Source organism: Bacteroides caecigallinarum (assembly GCF_021530995.1).
Classification (GTDB): domain Bacteria; phylum Bacteroidota; class Bacteroidia; order Bacteroidales; family Bacteroidaceae; genus Phocaeicola; species Phocaeicola faecigallinarum.
The window spans coordinates 1-22,177 of sequence record NZ_JADYTF010000058.1 but is presented as its reverse complement, the minus strand read 5'-3'; the positions used below and the strand labels follow the sequence as shown (position 1 = coordinate 22,177).

Here is a 22,177-nt window from a genome sequence, read left to right as displayed (position 1 = left end):
CAGATATCATATAATTACATATGCAAGAAGAACCTAATAAATATGTAAAGGAACTGACGCAGGAGAAATATAAATATGGTTTCACTACTGATGTTCATACAGATATAATAGAAAAAGGACTTAATGAGGATGTCGTTCGTCTGATTTCTGCAAAAAAAGGTGAACCTGAGTGGCTTCTTGAATTTCGTCTGAAGGCATACCGTTACTGGCTGACACTTGAGATGCCTACATGGGCGCATCTTAATATTCCTGAGATAGATTATCAGGCAATATCATATTATGCCGATCCTACGAAGAAAAAAGAAGGGCCTAAATCTCTTGATGAGGTTGACCCTGAACTTCTGAAAACTTTCAACAAGCTTGGTATTCCATTGGAAGAGCAGATGGCATTGAGCGGTATGGCCGTTGATGCCGTTATGGACTCTGTATCTGTAAAGACTACTTTCAAGGAAACACTTATGGAGAAGGGTATCATCTTCTGTTCAATGAGTGAGGCTGTTAGAGAGCATCCTGATTTGGTGAAGAAATATCTTGGCTCGGTAGTTGGCTATCGTGATAATTTCTTTGCAGCTCTTAACTCAGCCGTGTTCAGCGACGGATCGTTCGTATATATTCCTAAGGGAGTACGTTGTCCGATGGAACTTTCTACATACTTCCGTATCAATGCTGCCAATACAGGTCAGTTCGAAAGAACACTGATTGTAGCCGATGACGACAGTTATGTTTCATACCTTGAAGGATGTACTGCTCCTATGCGCGATGAAAACCAGTTGCATGCTGCAATTGTTGAAATCGTTGTGATGGACCGTGCGGAAGTGAAATACTCTACCGTGCAGAACTGGTATCCGGGTGATGCCGAAGGAAAGGGTGGTGTATATAACTTCGTAACCAAGCGTGGTATCTGTAAGGGTAATGACAGCAAACTCTCATGGACACAGGTAGAAACAGGTTCTGCCATCACATGGAAATATCCTAGCTGTATTCTTGCCGGTGACAATTCTACAGCAGAGTTCTATTCTGTAGCTGTAACAAACAATTATCAGCAGGCTGATACAGGAACTAAGATGATACATCTCGGAAAGAACACCCGCTCGACAATCGTAAGTAAGGGTATAAGTGCCGGAAAGAGTCAGAACTCATATCGTGGACTTGTACGTGTGTCGGAAAGAGCTGACAATGCACGCAACTATAGCCAGTGTGACTCACTGTTGTTAGGTAGTAATTGTGGTGCCCATACATTCCCATATATGGATATTCACAACGAAACAGCAGTGGTAGAGCATGAAGCCACTACATCCAAGATTTCTGAAGACCAGTTGTTCTATTGCAACCAGCGAGGTATAAACACAGAGGATGCCATAGGACTTATCGTAAACGGATACGCTAAAGAAGTTATAAACAAGCTTCCTATGGAGTTTGCTGTTGAGGCTCAGAAGCTTCTGTCAGTGTCACTCGAAGGAAGTGTAGGATAAAAAAATATATATTATGTTAGAGATAAAAGACTTACATGCCAATATTAACGGCAAAGAGATATTGAAAGGTATTAACCTTACTGTAAAGCCGGGTGAAGTTCATGCCATAATGGGACCAAACGGCTCTGGTAAAAGTACATTGAGTAATGTGCTTGTCGGACATCCTGCATACGAAGTAACAAAAGGTTCTGTTACATTCCTTGGAAAAGACCTGTTGAGTCTTAAACCTGAAGACCGTAGCCATGAAGGATTGTTCCTTTCATTCCAGTATCCTGTAGAGATTCCTGGAGTAAGCATGGTTAACTTCATGCGTGCTGCTGTCAATGAGCAGCGTAAATATAAAGGTCTGCCTGCTCTTTCAGCAAGTGAATTCCTGAAACTGATGAGACAGAAGCGTGAAATCGTTGAGCTTGACAGCAAGCTTGCCAACCGTTCTGTAAACGAAGGATTCTCAGGCGGTGAAAAGAAGCGTAACGAGATTTTCCAGATGGCAATGCTCGAACCAAAGTTGAGCATTCTTGATGAAACAGACTCAGGCCTTGACATCGACGCTTTGCGTATCGTAGCCGAAGGTGTCAACAAGCTCAAGACTCCTGAAACAAGCTGTATCGTTATTACCCACTACCAGCGTCTGTTGGACTATATCAAACCAGACATCGTACACGTGCTTTACAAAGGACGTATCGTGAAGACTGCAGGTCCTGAACTTGCACTTGAACTCGAAGAGAAGGGTTATGACTGGATTAAAAAAGAATTGGGAGAGTAAAGAGAAGAAAATAACATGAAAGCAGAACAACAATATATAGACCTTTTCACCCAATGTGAAGCCATGATATGCCGTCACAGCGCAGACGTGCTTAACGCACCGCGTGCCAAGGCATTTGCCGATTTTGAGGCAGCAGGATTTCCTTCACAGAAGGTTGAGAAGTACAAATATACGGATGTTGCAAAGTTTTTTGCACCGGACTACGGATTGAACCTTAACCGCCTGGAGATACCGGTAAATCCGTATGAAGTGTTCAAGTGCGACGTTCCGAATATGAGCACTTCGCTTTATTTCGTGGTGAACGATACATTCGATACACATGACAATCCTGCCGCACAGCTTCCTGCCGGAGTTATCTTCGGAAGCTTGAAAGATGTGGCTAAGGAAAATCCTGAACTTGTGAAGAAATACTATTCACGGTTGGCCGACACATCGAAAGACAGTGTTACTGCATTCAACACAATGTTTGCACAGGATGGTGTGTTCATGTATGTACCTAAGAATGTAGTATTGGAGAAACCTATACAGTTGGTCAATATTCTTCGCGCTGATGTCAACTTCATGGTCAACCGCCGTGTAGTTATAGTCCTTGAAGATGGTGCACAGGCCAAACTGCTGGTTTGTGACCATGCTATGGACGATGTGAATTTCCTTTCAACACAGGTAGTGGAAATCTTTGTAGGCGAGAATGCTTATTTCGATTTGTACGAACTGGAGGAAACACATAACTCTACAGTACGTTTCAGCAATCTGTATGTACATCAGGAAGCAAACAGTAATGTATTGCTTAACGGAATGACACTTCATAACGGTACTACACGTAATACATCTGAAGTAACTCTTGCCGGTAAGGGAGCAGAAATCACCCTTTGTGGAATGGCTATTGCCGATAAGAACGAACAGGTGGACAACAATACATTTATTGACCATAAGGCATCTGACTGTATAAGTACCGAACTCTTCAAGTATGTACTTGATGATCAGGCTGTAGGTGCATTCTCCGGTAAAGTGCTTGTCCGCGAAGGTGCCCAGCGTACAAACTCACAGCAGACAAACAGTAATATATGTGCAACACGCGAGTCACGTATGTACACACAGCCACAGCTTGAGATTTATGCCGACGACGTGAAATGTTCTCACGGAGCTACCGTAGGACAGCTTGACGAAAACGCATTGTTCTACATGCAGCAGCGTGGTATCAGTCTGAAGGAAGCACGTCTGTTATTGATGTTTGCATTCGTCAATGAAGTTATCGACAAGATACGTATGGATGCTCTCAAAGACCGTCTTCATCTTCTTGTAGAAAAACGATTCCGTGGCGAACTGAACAAGTGTCAGGGATGTGCGATATGCGGAAAATAAAAAACATTATGTACGATATTCAGAAAATAAGAGAAGACTTTCCGATACTGTCAAGAACAGTATATGGCAAGCCGTTGATATACTTGGACAATGGAGCTACCACACAGAAACCAAAGTGTGTGGTAGATGCAATTGTCGATGAGTATTATTCTGTAAATGCCAATGTACACCGCGGTGTTCATTTCCTTTCACAGCAGGCAACAAATCTTCATGAGGCATCGCGCGAAACTGTGCGTAAGTTTATAAATGCGCGCAGCATCTCGGAGATAATCTTTACTCGCGGAACCACTGAGAGTATAAATCTCGTAGCTTCATCTTTTACTGATGCCTTCATGAAGGAAGGAGATGAAGTGATAGTTTCGGTGATGGAGCATCACAGCAACATCGTCTCATGGCAGATTCAGGCACTCCGTAAAGGAATAGTTCTGAAAGTTATTCCAATGAATGACCGTGGCGAACTGTTGATTGATGAGTATGAAAAACTGTTTTCTCCGCGCACAAAGCTTGTTTCCGTGGCTCATGTTTCAAATGTTCTCGGAACAATAAATCCGGTGAAGCATATTGCGGCAATAGCTCATGCCCACAATGTTCCTGTCTTGATAGACGGAGCACAGGGTATTCCACATACGAAGGTTGATGTGCAGGATATTGATGCCGATTTCTATGTGTTCAGTGCACATAAGATTTATGGTCCTACCGGTATAGGAGTGCTTTATGGCAAGGAAGATCTTCTCGACAAGATGCCCCCTTACCAGGGCGGTGGAGAGATGATAAAGAATGTAAGTTTCGAAGGAACGACATTCAACGAGCTGCCTTTCAAGTTCGAAGCCGGAACACCTGATTATGTTGGTTCTACTGCAATGGCAAAAGCTTTGGACTATGTTTCTGCCATAGGTATGGATAATATAGCTGCCCATGAACATGAACTTACTGCGTATGCCATGCAGCGTATGAAAGAAATTCCGGGTATGCGTATCTTTGGTGAGGCAGAACATAAGGGAGGAGTTATTTCATTCCTTGTTGGTGATATCCACCATTTCGATATGGGAACGTTGCTCGACCGCCTTGGAATAGCAGTCCGCACCGGACATCACTGTGCAGAACCTCTTATGCACCGTTTGGGAATAGAGGGAACAGTGCGAGCTTCATTCGGTATGTATAACACTAAAGAAGAAGTTGATGCTTTGGTTGCCGGAATAGAAAGAGTGAGTAAGATGTTCGGATAAATATTGAGATTAATCATAAATCAAATGGCGTTTAAACAGCTTTTAAATACTGTTTAAACGCCATTTAATGTTATATGGATATTGGTTTAAAATCCAAGCTTCTTGAACTCACTTTCAAAATTTGGGGTGAAAACCTCTTTTCCTATGTTTGCCTTTATTTCCTCAATACTCCAGAATTTTCCTCCATCTAGTTCTTCGGACGGATTTATCTCTCCGTCGTATACGGTCTTGTGGACAAAAACAAGTTCCTTCTCGCGTGAAGATTCAAATACGTAGTGAGTAAGAAGTTCAGGAGTGAAATCTTCTATTCCCAGTTCTTCTCTGACTTCGCGTTTCAGAGCCATTTCCACGCTTTCTCCTAAGTCGATGTGACCTCCTACTGCAGTATCCCATTTTCCCGGCTGTATGTCTTTCCATTCCGGACGTTTTTGGAGATACAGTTCTCCACGACTGTTGAAAACATGCAGATGTACCACCGGATGCAGCAGCTTGCTGCCGCTGTGACACTCGCCTCTTGTAGCTGCAGACAGGATATTTCCGTCCTCGTCTACTACAGGGAACATTTCTTCGCTATTATCTTTCATATTATGATATCTAAAAACTAACAACTAAGAACTAACAACTGACAATCATTACGGAATCAGCAGCGATGAATCGCCATAACTCAGGAAGCGGAAATCGTGAGACAATGCATAGTCATAAATCTTTCTCCAGTCGCCTTTCACGAATGCCGAAACCAGGAGCAGCAGAGTGCTTTGCGGCTGATGGAAGTTGGTTACTATACGTTTCACAATCTTGTATTCATATCCCGGAGCGATGATTATCTGAGTGCTTGTATGCAGAGCGTCCAGATGATTTCTGTCCATATAGTCGAGGATATTCTGCAGAGCCTGAATCGGAGTGAGGTTTGTCTCGTTTTCGTATGGCATCCATTGTTTCACGTGCAGTTCCTCCTGCGATGCTTCAGGTCTTGACTCTAAGATTACTCCTATATAGTACAGACTTTCTATCGTTCTTACAGATGTAGTTCCCACTGCAGTGGTCTCGCCTCCATGTTTCAGAAGTTTCTCAATGGTCTGTCTGTTTACGGAGATATATTCCGTGTGCATGTCGTGTCCTGCTATTTCCTCACTCTTTACAGGACGGAAAGTTCCGGCTCCCACATGCAGAGTCACTTCTTCCAGGTCAACACCCTTGTTTTTCAGTGTGTCTAGCACTCTCTCTGTGAAATGCAGTCCGGCTGTAGGTGCAGCTACAGAACCTTTTATCTTAGAATACACAGTCTGATAAGTCTCCTTGTCGCTTTCCTGCGTCTCGCGGTTCAGGTATGGAGGGATAGGAAGTTCGCCGAACACTTCGAGGATATCAGCAAAAGTCACTTCGCTGTTGTCCCAGCTGAAGTCTATCCAGTGGCTTGTACCGTGACATTCGCCTCGTGTGGCAGTAAGTGTAAGTGGCTTGCCTTTCACTGTCATCTCCTTGTGCAGCGGACCTTCTTTCCATTTTTTCAGATTGCCCACCATGCAGAGCCATGCCGAGTGTTCTGTCTGCTGAAAGTTCAGCACATAGTCGTTCGGTTTTATTGGTTCAAGACAGAAAATTTCTATCAGTGCACCAGTTTCCTTTCTGAAATGCAGTCTGGCCTGAATAACCTTTGTATTGTTGAAAATCATCAGTGAACCCGGTTCGATATATTCCGGCAGTGAAGTGAAGACTCTTTCTTCTATTTCGCCGTGATTGTAAACCAGAAGTTTGGAACTGTCGCGCTCTTTCAGCGGGAATTTTGCTATTCTTTCGTCCGGAAGTGGATAGTTGTAATCGCTTATCTTTATGTGTTTCGTTTCTTCCATCTGTGTAGTTTGTTCAATATTTTCTGCAAAAGTATAAAAAACTTTCGTATCTGCTTAAAAGTAACTATTTTTGCTTGAACTATATAATACTGAAAGAATATGAAAATAGGAGATAAAGTACGTTTCCTCAGCGAAGTGGGAGGCGGTATAGTAAGAGGTTTTCAAGGCAAGGACACAGCCTTGGTGGAGAGTGAGGACGGTTTTGAAATTCCTATGCTGATAAAGGAATGCGTGGTTATTCAGACCGATGATTATAATATCCCGTTGAAAACAACTTCAAAACCTCAGCAGGCACCTGTGGAGGACGAAGAAGAGGAAGAAGATGACAGACCGATAACATATCGTGTGCCTGAAATCAGAGGAAACGATGTGCTTAATGTGTATCTGGCTTTTGTTCCACACGATATAAAGGCTATTACTACAACAGGTTTCGATGCGTATCTGGTGAACGACAGTAACTATTTCATCGACTATTTATACCTTTCTGCAGAAGGAAAGAGCTGGACTCTGAGAAGCCGTGGCACTATCAAACCTAATATGAAACAGGCTCTTGAGGAATTCGAGAAGAAAGACCTCAACGGTATGGAACGCGTTGCGGTACAGATTCTTGCATATAAGGACGACCGTACCTTCCTGTTCAAAAATGCTATTTCTACAGAGATAAGAATTGATACTGTTAAGTTCTATAAGCTCCATACCTTCCAGGAAAACGATTTCTTCAACGAACCTGCATTGATTTATGATGTCGTTAAAGACGATGAAGAAGCAAAACAGGTGTATGTGAATGCTGATGACATAAAAAACGCTATTCTCTCGAAAGGTGAAGGAAACAATATCCCGAAGAAAGTGTTGCGTAAGGAAGAGAAGAAAATCAAGAATGGAATTATCGAAATAGACCTTCATATAGATGCCCTTCTTGATGATACTACAGGTATGGGAAATGCGGAAATGCTTAATTACCAGCTTGACGTATTCCGCAAGACTATGGAGGAATACAAGAGAAATACCGGACAGAAGATAGTGTTCATACATGGCAAGGGCGATGGTGTTTTGCGTAAGGCATTGCTTGACGAACTGAAACGTAAGTACAGGACATGCCTAAGTCAGGATGCTTCGTTCCGTGAATATGGCTATGGAGCTACGATGGTGATAATTAAATAAAACTCAAATTCATGAAAACTCTAAAAGATATGCTTTCACACGACCGTTTCGCAGCTGAGGCGGGAGTGGAACTGCTGGAAGTGCGCGAAGGTTATGCCAAGGCACGCATGCTCGTTACGGACAAGCACCTGAACGGAGGAGGAGTGTGTCAGGGAGGAGCCTTGTTCACACTTGCCGACCTGGCTTTTGCTGCAGTGGCAAACAGCCGCAATCTGCTTACTCTTTCGCTTAATGCCAATATCACTTTTCTGCGTGCTGTAAGCAGCGGATATGTATATGCTGAGGCTGTGGAAACATTCAATCATGCCAAGATACCTTTCATCGAAGTTCGTATCACCGACGAGGAAGGTTGCCCGGTTGCTGTATTCACAAGTTCCGGCTACAGGAAAAAGACTGAACTGAATCTGGAAAGTTTGATGTAATGAACAATCGTTATGAAGAAAGGCTGGGTACGGACAGGATGCTGCCTTTGGTGTTCCGTATGGCACTGCCTGCCGTAGCTGCCCAGTTTGTCAATCTGCTTTATAATATAGTAGACAGAATCTATATAGGACATATCCCCGGTATAGGAACAGAGGCTCTTGCCGGGGTGGGTGTCACTACCTCGATAGTAATACTCATATCATCGTTTTCATCTATAGTAGGTGCCGGAGGTGCTCCTCTTGCAGCGATGGCTTTAGGTCAGGGAGACCGCGAGAGAGCCGGACGCATATTGGGAAACGGTTTTGTGATGCTTATTCTTTTCACTGTCATCACCTCGCTGATAGCATACATCTTTATGGAACCTATTCTTCTGCTTACCGGAGCATCCGAAAGGACACTGCCGTTTGCCGTAGATTATCTCTCTGTCTATCTGCTTGGTACGCTGTTTGTAGAAATATCCACAGGACTTAACACATTCATAAACTCCCAAGGAAGACCTGCCATAGCCATGTGGTCGGTAGTGATAGGTGCATTGCTGAATATTATTCTCGACCCGATTTTCATTTTCACTTTCGATATGGGAGTAAAGGGAGCCGCTATAGCTACTGTCCTTTCGCAAGCCGTCAGTGCCATCTGGGTACTGCGTTTCCTTACTTCCCGTTCGGCATCCCTTCCGCTCGAACGGAGGTATATGAGGCCTAAGAAGAAGATAGTACTGTCTGTGGTTGCTCTTGGAGTGTCACCTTTTATTATGGCAAGCACGGAAAGCCTTGTAGGTTTCGTACTTAACGGAAGTCTGAAACATTTTGGTGATATCTATGTCAGTGCCCTTGCCATCATGCAGAGTGCCATGCAGTTTGCCAGTGTGCCGCTTGTCGGTTTTGCTCAGGGATTTATCCCGGTGGTGAGCTATAACTATGGTCATGCCAACAAGGACCGTGTGAAGCAATGTTTCAGGATAGTTGTGACATTTATGTTCGGTTTTAACTTCCTGCTGATACTTTTCATGATACTCTGTCCTCACTTGGTTGCATCTGTATTTACCGATGATGAGGTTCTGATAGAAACAGTGTCGCATGTCATGCCTCTGTTCCTTGCCGGAATGTCCATTTTCGGACTCCAGCGTGCTTGCCAGAATATGTTTGTAGCCTTGGGCCAGGCAAAGATATCCATTTTCATAGCCTTGTTGAGAAAGGTTATTCTTCTCGTTCCTTTAGCCTTGATATTGCCTCATTTCTGGGGAGTGGAAGGAATATTCGCTGCCGAAGCTATCTCAGATGCAACGGCTGCTGTGTGCTGTACTGCCTTGTTTGCATGGCAGTTCCCAAAGATATTATCTCGTATAAAAGGATAATTGTAGAAAATTCTATATATAGTTAGCGTAACACGTTCGTGTCACGCGCGTAACACCTATGTGTTTTGATCGCGTCACGTTCGTGTTTTGCGCGTTGCACGTACGTGTAACGGTTTTCGAGACGTGGAATTTCAGAATTTATGGATGTTCGTTTCATAAAAATGAATAGGAATGTTGGTGCATGTTACAAAAAGTGTCATTACATTTTTGTAATAAAAGATAGTTCACTGATTAAAATATTTTCCTTCTTTCTAATATAAATCTCTTTAGCAGAAATGTCAGAAAATATGGGAATGTATAGAACTTGCCATTGAAACCGATATTTTTATAGCCTAATTTTATTCCATACTTAATATCGGGATATTTATTCTCTTTCAGCAGATTATTCAATGAGGCGGTAGCTCCGTCCGTAGCCTTCACTTCTACGGGGATGAGCGAATCGGCATCACGTACAAAGAAATCCATTTCAAGGGCAGGTTTATCGCTATTATAATAGTAAAGCTGATATCCTTGTTTTACAAGCATATCACCAACTATGTTTTCGTAGATAGCTCCTTTATATGTACCAAGATTTTTATTTGCTCTCAAGTCTTCCTGTGCTTCTTCGTCAAGCGATGCAATAAGAAGTCCGGTATCTTTGAAATATATCTTGTATAGTTTTGGGTCATAATTTCCTTTTAGGGGTAGTTCCGGCTGGTTCATGCAGTAGCAGATATTGACTACCCCTGCATCTGCAAGCCATTCCACACAACCTATATAATCCCTGTTTCTCGCATTCTTTCCTATCTTGGTTATCTGGAAACGTTTATTCTCTTTAGCCAAAAAGGTGGATATATGGTTATATACAGCCTTTACTTTGGCTTTATCCAATCCTTCCACATATTTTGTTATGTCTTCTTCGTAGTCTTTTAGAAGTTGTCGCTGAATAGCCAATGTTCCACTGAAATTTTTGTTTCTGATATATGTCGCGACTACTTCGGGCATTCCACCGATAATTACATAATCTCGGAACAGTTCCATTAGTGTATCCATTTGTAAAGCAGACAGAGGCTTCAACTCAATCATTTGAGCATATAGTCCATCGATAAACTCTTCCGAATATCCTTTAGCCCAAAGAAACTCTTCAAAGTCCATGGAATGCATTTCATAATCTTCTTTATAGCCAACACTGTTGGATTCAATTTCTTTATAGCTGATTCCCATTAGTGAACCGGAACATATTACATCAAATCGTCCGTCCAACTTAAAGAATTTTAATGAAGTTGCGCAATTTGGGCAAGCCTGCAACTCGTCGAAAAAGAAGATGGTTTCTCCAGGTATAAACTTAAACTCAGGATTTAGCAATGATATGTTTTTCAGAATATTGTCCACTTCAAAACCGTCATTGAAGATTTCCCTGTATTTTGTTTGTTCCACAAAGTTAATCAGGATGACGTTTTTATAATTCTGGCTGGCAAACCATTCTATGGAACGAGTCTTGCCAATCTGACGAGCTCCTTTTATAATAAGCGGCTTTCTATCAGGATTTTTTTTCCAATTTGTCAGATATGTATCAACCTTTCTTTTTAATAAAGTATTCATATTGATAATTATCTATTTACTTGCAAATATAAGTGTTTTCACATTATCCTGATTGTTTAGGGTTGAAAATTTCACATTTTCCCTTATGTCTTAATGCTTTAATTTCACATTTCCCCTATTTGAAAGACTTATCCGTATATCGACTGACTTTTCAAATCTTTTTCAAAAGATTTTCAACATCAGCGCGGATTTTTGCATAGAGCGGTGAATTCTTGTAATTGACATTCTTGTGTATCACCACTTCCACACCTATCTGAGAACGCTGGTAATTGGTTAGTTCATTGTGAAGCTGAAGGCTGTGGAGGGCAAGGTCGTGAATTTGCTGTTCTCTTTCTCGTCTGAGTATGGTACATACGGGGACGAGCAGACGGAGGACTACGTTGTCCATTATGTGATGCCCCTGGATGAACATGTATGTAGAGTCGGAGGTTACTCCGAGTGTGGGCAGTTCTTTCTTCAGATCTTCTATTTCACGTCTGGCTTCAGGGTGTTTACGCTCTAAGTCACGTAGCTTTTTCTCCACTTTCTTTGCCATATGCTCAAGGCTGCGTTCGGGATAACGTGTACTTACCTGCTCTAATTTGACATACGAACAGAAATCAAGCAGTGAGAATTCTGCAAGAATATGTCTTCTGTAAAACCATACTGACCAGACGAAAAGAGGCCATGCTATTTCGGAGTATGCCTTCATGAAAGCAGGAAAGTCTATCAGCTTATGGTCGTTAAGTGTGGCAGTCACGCATACATCGTGAAGTCCCTCGGCATAGCAGTGGTAGTTCTCTATGGCGTAGGCGTATGTCTGCAATACGTACGGACATTCTATCATGTAGCGCGAAGTATTGGTACGGCCCTGCAGGAGATAGTCGTAATCGCTGTCTACACAGGCTATCATGTTCTCTCCAAGCTGGCTTCCCAACTGGTTCATGAGGACGGTTTTCTTACCCTTGGCAAGTGAGCTTTGCGACGGAAGCATGACTTCGAAATAAACCTTGTCGTTTTCATATTCAGAGAGCAGGGCACGCCAGAACGATATGTCGTCATAGCTCTCCACGTAGGCCACAATCTTTCTTTTTGCGCGTTTGGGCTTCAGATTGTTTGCCGCACCGATATATAGTGATGAAAGGTTTTCCGTAAGTCGTTTTCCCATAATTCCTGTTTTTTAATTAGTAGTAATGTCGCTCACTTCGGTCACTGCATCTACCCATCCGTTCATGATGAGTGCCGGAGAATGTGTTGTCAGGATAATCTGGACGTTAGGATTAAGGCTTCTGATGAGTGTTATAAGTCTTTGCTGCCATTCGATGTGGAGCGAAATCTCAGGTTCGTCCATGAACAGTGCGCAGTGTGCGTTGTCCTGCACAAGTACTGTCAGCAGGATGACCAGCATCTGTTTTTCTCCGGACGAAAGTTTGTAAGGGGTCAGGATATCTCCATCCTGTTCGAAAAGAATTTCATTGCTTCTGCGGTTTATCTTCTTTCCTGTCTCGGCAAACAGTTCGTCTATCAGGTCCTGGAATTTTGTTTTGGGCTTTGAAATCTCGGCTGCCATCATCTGCTTTTCAGGATCTCCGCTTGTCAGGAGTTCAATAATTCTGTTGCCGATGTTTACCTGATAGTCCAGGTAGCGTCTTTGTAGCTGGTATAGTTGCCAGTCCAATTCCGTACGTACATCCTGGTCGCCAATCTTTTTCAGCAGTCCGAAATCTATTAGCGGACGGTCGAAACTGCGGATAACGTCGAAAGGTATGAAGTTGGCATCTTCCGGGCTGAACGTGAATGTCACTATGTCTTTTATTCCGTTTGTCAGCTCTACTTCATTGTTTTCGTTCAGTCTTCTCACCGAACTGTTGAGTATGGAACTTTTTCCAATACCGTTCACTCCACTAAGGATATTGACATCTTTTCTCAAATCCCATGCAATGTCTTTTCTGCCCCAAAGGCCTTTAATGACAATACGTTTTATGAACTCGGCTTGTTTCTTCATTTGTGTATCTTTTATCGTTCTTATCCAACAAATTTAGACAATCTCTTTGAATAAATCAACCGTCGCCCGTCAATTTTTCAAATATCTTGTAACTTTGCACAGCAAAATAAATTTAAGGTATAAAGGATATGAAGAGTTCTAATCTGAAAGCCCATCTGGCGCTTTTGTTTGCTGCCAGCATGTGGGGGCTAATGGCGCCTGTGGGTAAGACTGCCATGGAAGCCGGTATTTCCGGTCTCGCACTTGCCAATATGCGTATGATAGGCGGTGCGCTTTGTTTCTGGATAACATCATTGTTTGTCAGGAAAGAGGATGTTCCGCCTCGCGACCTTATGCTCCTGTTTTTTGCGTCAATGCTTGGTATCGTATGCAATCAGGGATGCTACACTTTCGGCCTGTCGCTTACCTCGCCGGTGGATGCTTCCATCATGACTACTACCATGCCAATCGTGACAATGATACTGGCTGCCGTATTCCTGAAAGAGCCGGTGACACCGTTGAAGGTTGGCGGTATTCTTCTGGGCTCAGTTGGTGCTCTTGCGCTTATTCTCAGCAATACCGGGGGTAGCGAGAAAGAGGGAAGTGTGTTGGGCGATGTGCTGTGTGTCACTGCACAGATAAGTTTTGCATGCTATCTTACTATCTTCAAGAAGCTTATAGCACGATATAGTGTATTCACTCTGATGAAATGGATGTTCAGCTATGCTGCAATCTGTTTCATACCGTTCTCATACAGGGATTTCTCGGAGATGCAGTTCTCTTCATTCTCCATTGATGTATGGATGCAGGTGGGATATGTAATACTGTTCGGAACATATTTCGCATATATTCTGATGCTTATAGGACAGAAGACACTTCGTCCTACAGTTGTCAGCATGTATAACTATATGTAGCCCGTAGTCGGTTCAAGTGTGGCTATACTGATGGGTATGTCGTCATTCGGATGGGTAAAGGCTATTGCAGCGATTTCAATTTTTGCTGGTGTATATCTTGTCACCCAGAGCAAGTCGCGTGCCGATATGCTAAAGGAAGAATCTTCGTCAAAACAATAAGAATCAGTTAATGAAGGAAAAATCGAATATAGTGTCTCCGGTGCTTCATCTTCAGTATCATTATGAATTGTTGAAGGCTGAATATGAGTACGAAAAGGAACAGTTCCGTCAGCAGACGGAGGTGATGGGTATAGGGCGCAAGGTGAAGCGCGGAATGTGCTGGTATCCTATATCTGTGGGAAGAAGTCACTATAATGCTCTCAATCAGTTCGTAGTGGAGATATTCCGTACCGAGGATAAGGAAATAGAGCATCTCTTTGAATATGGCCGTCCTGTGTGTTTCTTTACTCAGGATGCCGGCGGACGACTGACATATATGAATTTCGTGGCAACGGTGAATTATGTGGACGAGGACCGTATGGTGGTGATATTGCCCGGACCGGATGCCATGATTGCCTTGCAGAGGTATGATGTGCTCGGAGTACAGCTGTATTTTGATGAAACTTCCTATCGTCTGATGTTTGAGGCGTTGAACCGTGTGATAGGGGCGAAGAACAACCGTCTTGCCGAATTGCGCGATATCTTCCACGGACAGCAGCCCGTATCGGAGTTTTCTTTCAATCCTATCAGATTTCCGTGGCTTAACCGCACTCAGGAAGACGCTGTCAACAAGGTACTTCATGCCAAGGATGTGGCTATCGTACACGGACCTCCGGGAACGGGAAAGACTACTACCCTTGTTGAGGCTATATACGAAACTCTTCACCGAGAGAACCAGGTTATGGTGTGTGCGCAAAGTAATATGGCTGTCGATTGGATAAGTGAAAAGCTTGTAGACAGGGGAGTAAGTGTATTGAGAATAGGAAACCCTTCGCGTGTTAATGACAAGATGCTGTCGTTTACATACGAAAGAAAATTCGAGTCGCATCCCGATTATTCACAGTTGTGGAGCATAAGAAAGGCCATCCGCGAATTGTATTCTGCAAACCGCAAAGGTGCCGACAGAGAAAGTATAAGGCTTAAGATTAATTCTCTGAAGGACCGTGCCACTGAGTTGGAAATAAGGATAAACGAATCATTGTTTGCCGAGGCAAGAGTTATATCTTGTACTTTGGTAAGTAGTGCGAACCGTGTGCTTATGGGGCATAAGTTCGGCACGCTGTTTATAGATGAGGCTGCCCAGGCATTGGAGGCTGCGTGCTGGATTCCTATATCGAAGGCGGATCGTGTTATTTTGGCGGGCGACCATTGTCAGCTTCCTCCTACGGTGAAAAGTCCTGTAGCATTGCGTGGAGGATTGGGACATACGCTGATGCAAAGCATTGTGGCAAACAAGCCGCAGGCTGTTTCTCTGCTGAAAGTGCAGTACAGAATGAACAATGAGATAATGCGTTTCTCTTCCGACTGGTTCTATGGCGGAATGCTACAGTCGGCCCCAGAAGTGAAATATCGCAGCATCCTTGATTTCGATACTCCGATAGAATGGGTGAATACAGAGGGTATGGACTGCAACGAGGAGTTCATAGGCGAGAATTATGGCCGTATAAACAAGCAGGAAGCCGAACTCTCTGTAGGTAAACTGAAGGAGTATATAGAGAAAATCGGGCGCGAACGCTTTCTTGAGGAACGTATAGATGTGGGGGTGATTTCCCCATACAAGGCACAGGTGCAGTATCTCCGCCAGCTGATACGCAAGGATGCCTGGTTCAAGCCGTATCGCCAATATATTACAGTCAATACCGTGGATGGTTTCCAGGGACAGGAGCGCGATGTGATACTTATAAGTCTTGTAAGGGCCAATGAGGAAGGACAGATCGGTTTCCTGAATGACCTGCGACGAATGAACGTTGCTATTACACGTGCAAGGATGAAACTTATCATTTTGGGAGATGTTGCAACACTGACGAAACATCCTTTCTATAAAAAACTTAACGAGTATATAGAGAGTCTGGTCTGATTTGTAAGATAAGTTATTATTTATTAACTTTGTGCAGAAAATAATCACAATTAAATTTTTTATGTTTAACGACTTATTACAATCGTCTTATTTCTCTGTATTCCTGATTGTTGCCCTAGGCTTTATGCTTGGACGCATCAAGATAAAGGGATTATCTCTGGATGTATCAGCCGTGATCTTTATTGCCCTGGCTTTCGGCCATTGGGGAGTTTCAATTCCAAAGGAACTTGGTAACTTCGGGTTAGTGTTGTTTATCTTCACAATCGGTATTCAGGCCGGTCCCGGATTCTTTGATTCTTTCCGTACCAAGGGCAAGACTCTGATTCTTATTACAGTGCTTATCATTGCGTCGGCATGTCTTACGGCCATAGGGCTGAAATATGCTTTCGGAATAGATACGCCGAGTGTTGTGGGACTAGTGGCGGGTGCCCTTACAAGTACTCCGGGTCTTGCTGTGGCTATTGACAGCACGCAGTCGCCACTGGCTTCGATTGCATACGGTATAGCCTATCCGTTCGGAGTTATTGGCGTAATTCTTTTTGTGAAACTCTTGCCTAAACTTCTTCGTGTGGATTTGGATGAAGAAGCCAAACGTCTTGAAAAAGAGCGTAGAGGGCAGTTCCCTGAACTAAGTACGTGTATTTTCCATGTGACAAACGAAACTATTTGTGGAAAAACACTGGCACAGCTTAATATCCGTGCATTGACAGGGGCAGTTGTTTCACGTTTGAAAAGCGGTGATGAAATAGTTGTGCCTACAGCTTCCCTGGTTATAAATAAAGGTGATATAATTCAGGCTGTTGGTAGTGAAGAAGCACTTAATAATCTGGCCCTTATGCTTGGTAAACGTGAGGAAGGTGAATTGCCGTTGATAAATACTCAGGTGATAGAATCATTGTTGCTTACAAAGAAGGATATGATAAACAAGCAGTTGGGCGATTTAAATCTTCAGCGTAACTTCGGATGTACCGTTACCCGTATTCGTCGAAGCGGTATCGATCTTTCGCCTTCTCCTGAACTGGCATTGAAGTTTGGTGACAAACTGATGGTAGTAGGCGAGAAGGATGGTGTTCAGGCTGTAGGACGTCTGTTGGGTAATGATGCCAAACGTCTTTCAGATACTGATTTCTTCCCTATAGCGATGGGTATCGTTCTTGGTGTATTGTTCGGAAAACTCAATATATCTTTCGGAAGTGGAATGTCATTCTCTCCGGGACTTACAGGTGGAGTGTTGATGATGGCTCTTTTCCTGAGTGCAGTAGGTAAGACGGGTCCCATCCTCTGGTCTATGTCCGGTCCGGCAAACCAGCTTTTGCGCCAATTGGGACTGTTGCTTTTCCTCGCCGAAGTAGGAACTTCTGCAGGAAAGAATCTTGTATCAACATTCCAGGAAAGCGGATTCATGCTCTTTGGAGTAGGTGCTTTGATTACTATTGTTCCTATGCTGGTAGCTGCAATAGTAGGCCGTCTGGTATTCAAGATTAGCATGCTCGATCTGCTTGGAACCATCACCGGTGGTATGACCAGTACACCAGGTCTTGCTGCAGCCGATTCAATGACGGACAGTAATATTCCTGGAGTAGCTTACGCAACGGTTTATCCTATAGCAATGGTATTTCTGATATTGTTCATACAGTTTATAGCACTCGTTGTTGTATAATAAAAGATTAATCCCCGGCAGTCTGTCTTCATCAAACTGTCGGGGATTAATGTATCTGTACCTTATGACTTGAAGTCTGTACCAGCCGGGCGCTGGAATAAGCGTAGATTGAATTCCTGAACCATAGCCATTACATGTTCGAAAATTTCCGATTGCAGGGCTTCGTAAGGAATCCAGTCCGGTGTGTCGGAGAAGCAGTATATCTCCAGAGGCATACCTTCGGATGCCGGTTGCATCTGGCGTACCATAATCATAAGGTCTTTGTTCACTTTGGGATGATTGTTCAGATAGTTCAGGATATAATTTCTGAAGATTGCCAGATTTACAGCTTTATTATTTATATCAGTCTTTTTATCTATCAGACCTTTATCTATGAAACTCTGTATCTCGTCTGGAGTACAGAAATGTACGGTGTTCATATCTATGTTTACGGAACGTTTTATTCTTCTTCCTCCTGTTTCGCGCATACCTCTCCAGTTCTGGAATGAGTCGCTCACCAGTGCGTAGGGAGGTATAGTAGTGATAGTCTTGTCGAAGTTCTGTACCTTGACGGTAGTCAGTGATACTTCAATTACGTATCCGTCGGCTCCATATTTGGTCATCGTAATCCAGTCGCCCGGACGTAGCATGTCGTTTGCAGACAGCTGCACACCTGCCACCAGTCCCAATATACTATCCTTGAATATCAACATCAGTACAGCTGCCGATGCACCCAGTCCGGCAAGTATGCTTGTGGGGTCCTGGTCCATGAGGATGCTTATCAGTATTATTATACCAATGGTGATAGTGATAAGTTTTATCATCTGGTATATACCTTTCAGAGGACGGTTTCTCAGTTTCTCGTGCTCGCTGGATATATTGTAAAGAGAGTTTAGGAATGTTCCAATCAGAAGGATGCTTACTATATCCAGATATATAAGACAAAATTTTAGTGTGAATTCCAGCAGTTTGGGAGACTTGTCAAGGGCGAAAGGTAACAGGGCATAAAGCATTATAGGAGGTATCATTCGACTGAATGCCTTCATCATTTCAGAATTGAACAGATAGTCGTCCCATTTTGCTTTGGTGCGTGCTGTTATATTGTGGATAAGGGGGATTATAATATGTCTGAATGCTTTTGTACACAAGTAAGTGATAATTAGTATTACTGCAAGGAGGGTCAGTTGTGTGCCCCAGTTGATATCACTTTTTTCTACGCCAATATTTTGCAGGAGTAGAGCTATTTCTTCGTTTAGACTGTTGTTCATTTTTCCAATTTCTTAAATTCAATGCAATATAAATGATTTTTTCCGAGGTGTGCAAATTTGATTTTTATGGTTTGGGCTTCAGAATGAATTTTGGTCATAAAAACTTGTTGTATTCATTGATTTTGCGAAACTTTTAATTAAGTTTGCAAATAACTCATTTTTTAGATTATGCGATATTCTGTTATAGTGCCGGTATATAATCGTCCGGACGAAGTTGATGAGCTGTTACATAGCCTTTTGCAGCAGACCTATACCGATTTTGAGGTGATTATAGTTGAGGATGGATCGGCAGTGCCATGCAAGGATGTGGTGGATAAATATGCTGCATCAATGAACATCAGATATTATTCCAAACCAAATTCCGGACCAGGACAATCGAGAAACTACGGTGCTGAAAGAAGTCACGGCGAATATCTTATAGTTCTTGATTCTGACTGTATACTCCCTCCCGATTACTTCAAGGCCGTGGAAGATGAGCTCAGATCCGAACCGGCAGATGCTTTTGGAGGTCCTGACAGGGCACATCATTCGTTTACGGATACACAGAAAGCCATAAACTACTCTATGACGTCTTTTTTCACAACAGGAGGTATCCGTGGCGGTAAGAAAAAGATGGATAAGTTCTATCCGCGTAGTTTCAACATGGGTATCCGTGCCGAGGTTTATAAAGCTTTGGGAGGTTTCTCCGATATGCGTTTTGGTGAGGATATAGATTTCAGCATACGTATATTCAAGGGAGGTTATACATGTCGTCTGTTTCCGGAAGCATGGGTGTGGCACAAGCGTAGAACTGACATGAGAAAATTCTTCAAACAAGTTCATAATTCGGGTATAGCGCGTATTAATCTTTATAAGAAATATCCTGAGTCGCTTAAATTGGTACATATGTTGCCGGCTGTATTTACGGCAGGTGTATTCATTTTGTTGCTGGTAATTCTTATTGGAATATATTTCATTATATTTACGTCATTTACACCTGATGCTTCAAGCTATAACAGGTTACATCCATTGGGAATTTGGCTGTGTGTGGCAGGTTTATTCCCATTGGTGTTATTTTCTGTATTGATATTTATTGATTCATCGGTACGGAATAAAAGTCTGAAGATTGGAGCTATTTCAATACTTTCATCGTTTATTCAGTTGACAGGTTATGGAAGCGGATTCATTATAGCATGGTGGAAACGCTGTGTGAAAGGAAAGGATTCGTTTTCAGCATTCGAAAAAAGTTTTTATAAATGACAGAAAGATTATCTATAAACCAATGGGCTGAAGAAGACCGTCCTCGTGAGAAGATGCTCATGCATGGAGCTTCGTCTCTTTCTAATGCCGAGCTGCTGGCTATATTGATTGGTTCTGGAAGTACAGACGAGTCGGCAGTGGAATTGATGCGCAAGGTGCTTGACAAATATAACAACAGTCTTAGCGCATTGGGCAAATGTTCTGTGAGTGATTTATGTAAATTTAAAGGGATAGGTCCTGCCAAGGCCATTACTATTCTGGCTGCCTCAGAACTTGGCAAGCGTAGGAAAGATGAAAAACAGGAGGAAAGGAAGCCTATACGTTCATCAGAAGATATTTACAGCTATTTTCATCCTGTGATGTGTGATTTGCCTGTAGAGGAATGTTGGGTGATGTTTCTCAACCAGGCCGCAAAAGTTATTGATGTAACCAGGATAAGTCAGGGTGGACTTGCTTCTACTCAGGTTGATGTACGTGTTATTCTGCGTGAAGCTCTCCTGAAACGCGCTACATCAATGATACTGAGTCATAACCACCCGTCCGGTAATGTTCGTCCCAGTGCAGATGACGACAGGTTGACTCAGGCTTTGTTTCAGGCTTCGAAGGTGATGAACATACGTATGCTTGATCATGTTATTGTTACCGATGGAGCATATTACAGTTATGCAGATGAAGGTAGAATATGATGGAAAGTAAAATTTCACTATCTTTGCAGCATTGAATATTATAAAAATAAATATATGAACAACGAAGAAAAACTCAAGATAGAAGAGAAGATAATCGATATGCTGAAAACAGTATATGATCCTGAAATTCCTGTAAACGTTTATGATTTGGGACTTATATATAAAATTGACCTTCAGGATAATGGTGAATTGACTGTGGATATGACGCTTACAGCTCCAAACTGTCCGGCTGCCGACTTCATAATGGAAGATGTGCGACAGAAGATAGAATCAGTTGATGGCGTTACTTCGGCTCAGGTTAATCTTGTATTTGAGCCTGAATGGGATAAGGATATGATGACTGATGAAGCCAAATTGGAATTGGGCTTCATGTAAAAATATAACATAAAATAAGGTATAACTATGAATGAGATGAAAAATATATATTTCATTTCCGACGCTCATTTGGGCTCGCGGGCTATACCTCACGCTCGTACTCAGGAAAGAAGACTTGTTAATTTTCTGGACAGTATAAAGGATAAGGCTGCTGCTGTGTATATGCTGGGCGATATGTTTGATTTCTGGTATGAATTCAAGACAGTGGTCCCAAAAGGCTATACACGTTTCCTCGGAAAGATATCAGAACTTACTGACAATGGGGTGGAAGTTCATTTCTTTATCGGAAATCATGATATCTGGTGTGGTGACTATCTGGAAAAGGAATGTGGAATGATAATACATCGTGCGCCGCTGACATGCGAAATCTATGGAAAGGAGTTTTTCCTTGCACATGGCGACGGTCTGGGCGATGATGACAGAAAATTCAAATTTCTGAGGATGGTTTTCCATAGCAAAACCCTACAGCGTTTGTTCTCCATGCTTCATCCTAGATGGAGTATAGACTTCGGCCTTGAATGGGCAAAACACAGTCGTATGAAACGGAAGGATGGTAAGGAACCTGAATATATGGGTGAAGACAAAGAGCCTCTTATTTTGTTTACAAAGAAATACCTTAAAACTCATCCAGACATTAATTTCTTTATTTATGGACACAGACATATTCTGTTTGATATGATGCTTTCAAGAACATCAAGAATGATGATACTTGGTGATTGGATATCTGAATTCTCGTATGCTGTGTTCGATGGAGAAAATATGTTCCTGGAACAATATATCGAGGGTGAAACGCAGCTTTGATAGATAATATCAGATTTGTTATATTATGATATGGATAGTAT

Annotated in this window: 19 protein-coding genes and 1 pseudogene; 14 read left to right on the top strand and 6 right to left on the bottom strand. The window is 42.6% G+C overall.

The annotated features are described in order from the left end of the window. Nucleotides 1-20: 20 nt before the first annotated feature. Genes sufB through I6E24_RS09180 form a run of 4 tightly spaced genes read left to right on the top strand, consistent with a single transcriptional unit; the run spans nt 21 to nt 4,826 of the window. Complete coding sequence (gene sufB / locus I6E24_RS09195) at nt 21-1,472, top strand: Fe-S cluster assembly protein SufB (RefSeq protein WP_235328107.1); 1,452 nt, start codon at nt 21-23, stop codon at nt 1,470-1,472. 13 nt (nt 1,473-1,485) lie between these two features. Beyond that, entirely contained in the window at nt 1,486-2,238 is a 753-nt protein-coding gene (sufC, locus tag I6E24_RS09190; protein ID WP_204401586.1) for a Fe-S cluster assembly ATPase SufC, read from the top strand. A 15-nt stretch (nt 2,239-2,253) separates the two neighbouring features. Next, nucleotides 2,254-3,600, top strand: coding sequence for a Fe-S cluster assembly protein SufD (gene sufD / locus I6E24_RS09185; RefSeq protein ID WP_235328105.1), 1,347 nt, complete (start codon nt 2,254-2,256; stop codon nt 3,598-3,600). A gap of 8 nt (nt 3,601-3,608) precedes the next feature. Beyond that, entirely contained in the window at nt 3,609-4,826 is a 1,218-nt protein-coding gene (locus tag I6E24_RS09180) for an aminotransferase class V-fold PLP-dependent enzyme (RefSeq protein WP_235328103.1), read from the top strand. 86 nt (nt 4,827-4,912) lie between these two features. Here the strand turns inward: I6E24_RS09180 and I6E24_RS09175 are convergent, their stop codons facing one another. Both I6E24_RS09175 and I6E24_RS09170 read right to left on the bottom strand, forming a co-directional pair. After that, complete coding sequence (locus I6E24_RS09175) at nt 4,913-5,410, bottom strand: NUDIX hydrolase (RefSeq protein ID WP_235328101.1); 498 nt, start codon at nt 5,408-5,410, stop codon at nt 4,913-4,915. A gap of 48 nt (nt 5,411-5,458) precedes the next feature. Then, complete coding sequence (locus I6E24_RS09170) at nt 5,459-6,676, bottom strand: S-adenosylmethionine:tRNA ribosyltransferase-isomerase (RefSeq protein WP_235328099.1); 1,218 nt, start codon at nt 6,674-6,676, stop codon at nt 5,459-5,461. A gap of 99 nt (nt 6,677-6,775) precedes the next feature. Here I6E24_RS09170 and I6E24_RS09165 point away from each other — a divergent pair, with 99 nt between their 5' ends. The 3 genes from I6E24_RS09165 to I6E24_RS09155 are packed head-to-tail and all read left to right on the top strand — an operon-like array spanning nt 6,776 to nt 9,614. Further along, entirely contained in the window at nt 6,776-7,837 is a 1,062-nt protein-coding gene (locus I6E24_RS09165) for a DUF2027 domain-containing protein (protein ID WP_235328097.1), read from the top strand. A gap of 11 nt (nt 7,838-7,848) precedes the next feature. After that, nucleotides 7,849-8,259, top strand: coding sequence for a PaaI family thioesterase (locus I6E24_RS09160; RefSeq protein WP_204401576.1), 411 nt, complete (start codon nt 7,849-7,851; stop codon nt 8,257-8,259). Further along, nucleotides 8,259-9,614, top strand: a complete 1,356-nt coding sequence (locus I6E24_RS09155) for an MATE family efflux transporter (protein ID WP_235328095.1) — start codon at nt 8,259-8,261, stop codon at nt 9,612-9,614. Before I6E24_RS09160 ends, I6E24_RS09155 begins: the two co-directional genes overlap by 1 nt. 231 nt (nt 9,615-9,845) lie before the next feature. Here I6E24_RS09155 and I6E24_RS09150 read toward each other — a convergent pair whose 3' ends face one another. The 3 genes from I6E24_RS09150 to I6E24_RS09140 form a co-directional block, all read right to left on the bottom strand. Further along, nucleotides 9,846-11,195, bottom strand: a complete 1,350-nt coding sequence (locus I6E24_RS09150; protein WP_235328093.1) for an ATP-binding protein — start codon at nt 11,193-11,195, stop codon at nt 9,846-9,848. Nucleotides 11,196-11,346: 151 nt separating this feature from the next. Continuing rightward, entirely contained in the window at nt 11,347-12,342 is a 996-nt protein-coding gene (locus I6E24_RS09145; RefSeq protein ID WP_235328091.1) for a DUF4435 domain-containing protein, read from the bottom strand. A 12-nt stretch (nt 12,343-12,354) separates the two neighbouring features. Then, nucleotides 12,355-13,179, bottom strand: a complete 825-nt coding sequence (locus I6E24_RS09140; protein WP_235328089.1) for an AAA family ATPase — start codon at nt 13,177-13,179, stop codon at nt 12,355-12,357. Nucleotides 13,180-13,307: 128 nt separating this feature from the next. On the opposite strand from I6E24_RS09140, the pseudogene I6E24_RS09135 reads away from it, so the two are divergent. The 3 genes and pseudogenes from I6E24_RS09135 to I6E24_RS09125 all read left to right on the top strand — a co-directional run bounded on the left by I6E24_RS09135 (nt 13,308) and on the right by I6E24_RS09125 (nt 17,788). Then, nucleotides 13,308-14,231: pseudogene (locus I6E24_RS09135) on the top strand (DMT family transporter). Nucleotides 14,232-14,241: 10 nt separating this feature from the next. Continuing rightward, entirely contained in the window at nt 14,242-16,128 is a 1,887-nt protein-coding gene (locus I6E24_RS09130) for an AAA domain-containing protein (protein WP_235328087.1), read from the top strand. Between the two features lie 61 nt (nt 16,129-16,189). After that, on the top strand, nt 16,190-17,788 hold the full coding sequence (locus tag I6E24_RS09125; protein WP_235328086.1) for an aspartate:alanine exchanger family transporter: 1,599 nt from the start codon (nt 16,190-16,192) through the stop codon (nt 17,786-17,788). 62 nt (nt 17,789-17,850) lie between these two features. On the opposite strand, the gene I6E24_RS09120 is transcribed toward I6E24_RS09125, so the two are convergent. Next, entirely contained in the window at nt 17,851-19,035 is a 1,185-nt protein-coding gene (locus tag I6E24_RS09120; RefSeq protein WP_235328084.1) for a mechanosensitive ion channel family protein, read from the bottom strand. Between the two features lie 168 nt (nt 19,036-19,203). Between I6E24_RS09120 and I6E24_RS09115 the strand changes: the two genes are divergently transcribed. The 4 genes from I6E24_RS09115 to I6E24_RS09100 are packed head-to-tail and all read left to right on the top strand — an operon-like array spanning nt 19,204 to nt 22,136. Further along, the gene (locus I6E24_RS09115; RefSeq protein WP_235328083.1) at nt 19,204-20,274 is read left to right on the top strand and encodes a glycosyltransferase; all 1,071 of its coding nucleotides are present in this window, start codon (nt 19,204-19,206) and stop codon (nt 20,272-20,274) included. Next, the gene (gene radC / locus I6E24_RS09110) at nt 20,271-20,960 is read left to right on the top strand and encodes a RadC family protein (RefSeq protein WP_235328081.1); all 690 of its coding nucleotides are present in this window, start codon (nt 20,271-20,273) and stop codon (nt 20,958-20,960) included. Before I6E24_RS09115 ends, radC begins: the two co-directional genes overlap by 4 nt. Nucleotides 20,961-21,014: 54 nt before the next feature. Continuing rightward, nucleotides 21,015-21,335, top strand: coding sequence for a metal-sulfur cluster assembly factor (locus I6E24_RS09105; RefSeq protein WP_235328080.1), 321 nt, complete (start codon nt 21,015-21,017; stop codon nt 21,333-21,335). Nucleotides 21,336-21,371: 36 nt separating this feature from the next. After that, nucleotides 21,372-22,136 carry a UDP-2,3-diacylglucosamine diphosphatase gene (locus I6E24_RS09100; protein WP_235328109.1) on the top strand — a complete coding sequence of 255 codons (765 nt, stop codon included), beginning with the start codon at nt 21,372-21,374 and terminating at the stop codon, nt 22,134-22,136. Nucleotides 22,137-22,177: the final 41 nt, after the last annotated feature.